At 72.5% G+C, this 6,026-nt stretch carries 4 protein-coding genes; 1 reads left to right on the top strand and 3 read right to left on the bottom strand.

The features are described from left to right. Positions 1–2,167 (top strand): S8 family serine peptidase (locus Q7W29_14805; GenBank protein MDO9173091.1); only part of this gene is annotated, 2,167 nt, incomplete at its 5' end. On the opposite strand, the gene Q7W29_14800 is transcribed toward Q7W29_14805, so the two are convergent. The 3 genes from Q7W29_14800 to Q7W29_14790 all read right to left on the bottom strand — a co-directional run. Further along, complete coding sequence (locus tag Q7W29_14800) at positions 2,168–3,265, bottom strand: heparan-alpha-glucosaminide N-acetyltransferase domain-containing protein (GenBank protein ID MDO9173090.1); 1,098 nt, start codon at positions 3,263–3,265, stop codon at positions 2,168–2,170. Positions 3,266–3,276: 11 nt separating this feature from the next. Then, positions 3,277–5,685 carry an SUMF1/EgtB/PvdO family nonheme iron enzyme gene (locus Q7W29_14795; protein MDO9173089.1) on the bottom strand — a complete coding sequence of 803 codons (2,409 nt, stop codon included), beginning with the start codon at positions 5,683–5,685 and terminating at the stop codon, positions 3,277–3,279. A gap of 26 nt (positions 5,686–5,711) precedes the next feature. Then, positions 5,712–6,026, bottom strand: a 315-nt coding sequence (locus tag Q7W29_14790) for a hypothetical protein (protein ID MDO9173088.1), incomplete at its 5' end; no start/stop codon positions are given.

Genomic DNA, 6,026 nt, shown 5'->3' with positions numbered 1-6,026 from the left:
CGGCCGCGGCACGGGCGTGCGCGTGCTGGACATCGAAGGCGCCTGGCTGTGGACCCACGAGGACCTGACGGCCCCGGTCCACACCGCCGGCGGGGTCGTCGCGGACCAGGAGTGGCGCAACCACGGCACCGCCGTGCTGGGCGTGATCCGGGGCGCCGACAACGGCCAGGGCATCCGCGGCGTGGCCCCGTCCTGCCTGGTCGGCGGCGTCTCGATCCACAGCCTGAGCACCTCCGCGGCGGTGAGCAACGCCACCGGCGCGACCGCCTACGGCGACATCATCCTGATCGAGCTGCAGGGGGCGGGCCCCAACGCCAACGGGGCCGGCGACTACGGCTACATCCCGATGGAGTACTGGCAGGACACGTTCGACGCGGTCAGCATCGCCACGGCCCTCGGCCGCACCGTCGTGGAGGTGGCCGGCAACGGGCTGCAGGACCTCGACGACCCCGTCTACGCCGGCCTGTTCGACCCGGCGGCCCGGCACTCCGGCGCCGTCATGGTGGGCGCCGGGGAACCGGCCACCCTCGAGCCCGAGTGGTTCACCAACCACGGCGCGCGGGTCGACGTCCAGGCCTGGGGCGAGCAGGTGGCGAGCTGCGGTTACGGCGACCTGCAGGGATCCGGCTTCGCGGAGAGCGCCTGGTACACGCAGGCCTTCAACGGGACCTCGAGCGCGGCGGCCGTGGTGGCGGGCGCCGCCGCGCTGCTGCAGGGGATGACCCGCGCCCAGTACGGCTACTCGCTCGACCCGCGCCACCTGCGCGACATCCTGGTGGCGACCGGCACGCCGCAGGCCGCCGACCCGGACCAGGTCGGGCCGCGCCCGGACCTCGTCGCCGCCTGGGAGCGCGTCTCCACCAGCGTGGGCAACGTGAACGGGCGCGTCCTCGATTCCCAGACGATGCTGCCGGTCGCCGGGATCGGGATCGCCGTCCAGGGCGACGCGACCGACCTGATCTCCGATTCGCTGGGCCGCTACAGCTACACGTCCGAGCCGGGCCCGGCGACCTTCCTGTTCGACAGCTACTACCACGCGCCGGAGAGCTACTCGGCGGTCGTGTCGCCGGGCGTGGCCCAAATCCGCGACGTGGTGCTGCAGAAGCTGCCCCAGGTGACGGTGTCCGGCCGGGTCCACGGCGAGGGCGGCCAGCCGCTCGGCGCGGTCCGCGTCGAGCTGCTCGACTCGCCCCTCTCTCCCGTCGAAACCTTCGGCGACGGCGTCTACAGCCTGCCCGGCGTGGCGACCGGACGCGCCGGCAACCTGCTGTTCCACCGCAAGCCGGGCCACGGGGCGCGCGTGATCGGCCTCCTGCCCGAGGTCACGCCCGGCAACATCATGCCTCAGTTCGCCGAGCTGCCGGCCGCCGACGAGACGTTCGCCACGACCGGCGACTTCTCGCCGATGAGCACCGCCTGGATGTGGGGGATCGCGCCCACGGGCCCGGACTCGTGCTTCAGCATGCCCGGCTGCTGGGGGGTCGGCTACTACGGGGAATACAACGACAACCAGTACTCGACGCTGACCTCGCCCGCCTACGCGTTCCCCGGCGCGGACGAGCTCCACCTGAGCTTCCACATCTGGTGCGACACCGAGCCCGGCTACGACGGCGTGCGCCTGGAGCTCCTGCAGGGCGAGACGTGGCTCGTGATCGAGCCGGTCGGCGGCTACGACTACGCGAGCGTCGCCGCGCTGGGCGGGGGCCCGGGCTGGTCCGGCAGGCAGGGCGATTGGCGCGGCGTCGTGTTCGACCTGACGGGCCGCGACCTGTCGTCGTTCCGCTTCCGGCTGCTGTTCCGGGCCGACGGCTCGCTCCACTACCGGGGCTTCTTCTTCGACGACGTGACCTTCGACGCCGGCAACACCTTCGTGGCCGTCGACGGCGACGCGCCCGCGGCGACGCGCCTGGCGGCGCACCCCAACCCCTTCAACCCGCGCACGACCGTGCGCTGGGAAGCGGCGTCAGCCGGGCTGCGCGCGCTCGAGGTGTTCGACGCCAGGGGACGGCGCGTCAGGACGCTGGCCGGCGGCGACGCGGCGCGGGGCGAGGTGGTCTGGGACGGGAGGGACGACGCCGGCCGGGCCGCGGCCGCCGGCGTCTACCTGGTGAGGCTGCAGGACCTCGCGGGCGCGACCGCCACGGCGCGGATCACCCTGGTCCGCTGATCAAATCATCCTGACGAACCAGTTCCGCGACTTACGCTTCACGCCCCCGAACCACCAAGCCAGCGGCAGCATGACCACCAGCAGGCCGGCGAGGCCGACGAACGACTCCAGCACCGCGCCCTTGCGGTACAGGTCGGGCAGCAGCCGCGTGAAGATCGCCAGCAGCGGGATGTGCACCGCGTAGAAGAACAGCGGCACCCGCCCGACGATGGCGAAGGGCCGCAGCACGCGCGTGCGCAGCCCGATCAGGCAGAACAGGCCCACCATGAAGATCACCGCGCCGGCGAACCACACCTGGTGGCTCAGGCTGGGCGGGTACTTCTGCTCCAGGAAGAACGACCAGTCGAAGAACTTCCCGGCCGGGAAGATGTTGGCGTAGGAGCCGCCCCACAGCCGCAGGGCCCAGGCGGCCAGCACCAGGGAGGCGCCGATGGCCAGGCTGCGGCGCGCCCGCTGCGCGCCGTCGCGCCAGGCCTCGAACCAGAAGTGGGCCATCACGCTGCCCATCGTCGCCAGCGCGAACCAGGGCAGCACGGGGTACTTGTTGAAGTCCCCCGAGTCGATGAACAGCTGCATCGGGACGTGGGTCCAGGCTTTCGCGTCGTAGGGGATCCGCAGCAGCAGCGGGTGGACCAGGCTGACGACGACCGCGACCGCCAGCCGCCACTGCCAGCGCCAGCGCACCATGATCGCCAGCAGCAGCATCGAGGTGCCGATCGTCGCGATGATCCCGAAGTGCTCCAGGCGCAGGCGCTCGAAGCCGCTCCAGCTCGCGTTGACCCAGACCAACTGCACCGCGATCAGGAACAGGCCGCGCTGGATGAAGTCCCAGCGCGCGCGCCCCGAAGACTCCCCGCCGGCGACGCGCCGCCAGTAGGAGTTGTACATCATGGCCCCGTTCATCATCAGGAAGCCGGGCGCGCAGAGGTAGCCCATGTAGCGCAGCGCGAACTGCCCGAAGTTGTCGAAGAACGGGTCCAGCGGGTCCAGGCTCAGCCAGGCCGCGTTGAAGTAGTAGTTGCTGTGGCCGAGGGCCATCATCACGCCGATGAGCCCGCGGAACTGGTCGATGAACTCGAATCGCTGCTTGCCGGCCATGCTCGCTCCCGTCACTCGCCGTTGCGGACCACGCGGAACCCGAGGAAGTCGTCCGACGAGGTCGGGTAGGTGGCGCCGCGCGCCGCGGACCGGCACTCGCGGGCGAAGTAGTGCCAGCTGCCGCCGCGCACCACGCGCCGGTCGCCCGCGTCCGGTCCCGCGGGATCGAACACGGGGCCCGCCGGGTAGTGGCCGTACCGGTCCCAGCACCACTCGCGCACGTTGCCGTGGACGTCGAACAGGCCCAGGGCGTTGGCCGCCTTGAGGCCGACGGCCTGCGGGCCGGCGGCCGCGTTGTAGCAGTACCAGCCGGCCGCCTCGAGCAGGGCATCGGGGCCGCAGGTCGGCTCGACGAGCTCCCCGTTGAACAGCGACGTGGTCGTGCCGGCCCGGCAGAGGTACTCCCACTCGGACTCCGTCGGCAGACGCCAGCCGTCGGCCGCGCGGTTCCACGTCACCAGCGGCCCGTCGATCGCGTAGGCCGGCGTGCGGCCCTCGGCCAGGGAGAGGCGGTTGCAGTAGTCGACGGCCTCGAACCAGGTCACGTTGTGGACGGGCAGGTCGTCGCCGACGAAGGTCGAGGGGTTCGCGGGCATGCGCAGGTTCCAGGCGGCCTGGGTCACCTCGCGCGCGCCGGCGACCGGCGCCGCCGACAGCAACACGTCGTGCAGGGTCTCGTCCGGGAGGCGGCCGATCTCGGTGGCGGCGCTGCCCATCGCGAAGGCCGCGCTGCCCACGTAGGGCCCGTCGGCCGGCGCCAGGGTCGCGGGCAGGCCGAGCGCGTCGACGAAGGTGAAGGCGTGCGCGTGGGCGCCGGCGGGCAGCGTCGTCTCGTAGACGTAGACCGCGCCGGCGGCGGGGCTGCCCGACTCGAGGGTCATGGCGTGCGTCGCGCCGTCGATCGTCACGTCGTGGACTTGGGGCGCGGCGTCGCCGTCGTCGACGAAGGTGACGCGGAAGGCGAAGACCGTCGCCAGGTCGCCCAGGGCGGGCGCGACCCCGCCCTGCCGCAGGAAGGCGCCCTCGATCGTGGTCGCCGCGGCGTCGTTCGAGAAGCCCGCGAGGTGACCTTCGTCGTCCAGCGCCCGCAGGGCGAAGTGGTAGGTCGTGCCGGGCGCGAGGCCCGCGACCTCGAGCGTCTGGCGCGTGCCGGCCGGGGCCGGCGCCGGCGCCCCGACGATCGCGACGGCGTTCTCCCAGTCGGCCTCGTCGGCGATCGGCGCCTCGGCGCGCTTGACCAGGTAGGAGGCGGCCGTGCCGTAGAAGCCGTCGTCGCCCACGGCCAGCCAGGAGAGCTCGACGCGGGTGGCCGTCAGCGGCGTCGCCGCCAGCGTCGTGACGCTCGCGGGCGGCACGGTGTCGGCGGCCAGGGACGGTCCGGCCAGCACCAGCAGGCCGTCGTAGCGGTCGGCCACCAGGACGTGCCCGTCGGCCGTGACGCAGAGGTCCGAGGCGTAGCCGGTCTGGACGAGGCCGGCGTAGACGGGGTGCTCGGGGTCGCGGACGTCCACGACGTGCACGCCGCCGTCGGCGGCGCAGAGCAGCGCCCAGCCGCGCGCCACGACCAGCGAGCGGCTGTAGGCCGACAGGTCCAGCTGGGCGACCTTGACCGGCGTCGCGCCGCCGTCGATGCGGAAGACCGCCAGCCCCTCGACGCCGTCGGCCAGGTAGGCGTAGTCGCCGTCGACGGCGACGTCCAGGGCGTTGCCGGGCGTGTCGGCCCAGCTCACCTGCCGGACCTGACCGAGGATGCGCACGCGCGCGTCGACCACCGCGAGGCCCATCTCGTCGTCGGCGACGTAGGCGAAGCCGTCCTTCACGGCCACGCCCTTGGCGAAGCCCTGCGTGCCGGTGAAGACGCCGCCGTACTCGAGCACGCCCGGGAAGTCGGGGTTGGTCTCGAAGATGCGCAGGCCCTTCCAGCTCTCGGCGAGGTAGACGACGCAGGGGTCGTCGGGATCCTGCGGCTCCTCGATGAACACGCGCTGGCCGTCCACGGCGGTCGTGCCCTGCTCGAAGGAGACGATGCCGGCGGGGTCGGTGATGTCGTAGGTGGTGATGCCCTCGGTGCCCTCCACCACCAGCGCCAGGTCGGTCAGGGTCGCGTTGGCGAAGGTGCGCACGACCTCGATGCTGCCGGCGTACTTGGTGGTGTTGAGGGTCGTGACCAGGACGGGCGCTCCCGGTGCGGAGATGTCGACGACGTGGATGCCCGCCTCGCCGCCGGCCACGTACGCGAAATCCCCCAGCGCGGCGACCCCCTCGTTGGCGCTCGGCAGCGGCACGCGGCCGATCACGTGGAAGGGGGACTCGGGCGACTCGTAGAGGTCGGCGGCGCCGCAGCCGGCCAGCAGGGCGGCCAGGGCGCAGGCGGCCGCCGCAGGCACCTGCCGCCGTATCGTCTTTCCGGTGATGCGCATCGTCGGGGCTCCTGTCGGGGTCCGTGCTAGAGTTTGTAGGTCAGCCCGATCCAGTACCGGCGCTGGTCGTAGTCCTTGTCCTCGGCGATCTCGCCATGCCACGGCGAGTCCACCGTGCGCTGGGAGAACTTGCAGCCGAAGACGCCGTCGACCCCGCCGGCCAGCGGCCGCGACAGGGTCAGCTCGAGCGCGTAGACGTTGTCCTTGCGGCCCACGTGGTAGGGGTCGGCGTCGAGGCTCTTCTGCGAGGTGTACCAGTAGGCCTGGTACTGGCCGCTCAGGGCCAGGCTCGAGAACGCGCGGCGGGCCCACTTCGGCGACCAGGCCACCTCGACCTGGTA

Source organism: bacterium, from assembly GCA_030654305.1.
Classification (GTDB): domain Bacteria; phylum Krumholzibacteriota; class Krumholzibacteriia; order LZORAL124-64-63; family LZORAL124-64-63; genus PNOJ01.
Note: the sequence above shows the minus strand (reverse complement) of the source record. Positions and strands in the feature narration are given on the sequence as shown.

Bases quoted from the DNA above. Each gene is read 5' to 3' on its own strand.
- Q7W29_14800 (MDO9173090.1), bottom strand. From the start codon at position 3,265: ATGGCCGGCAAGCAGCGATTCGAGTTCATCGACCAGTTCCGCGGGCTC.
- Q7W29_14795 (MDO9173089.1), bottom strand. From the start codon at position 5,685: ATGCGCATCACCGGAAAGACGATACGGCGGCAGGTGCCTGCGGCGGCC.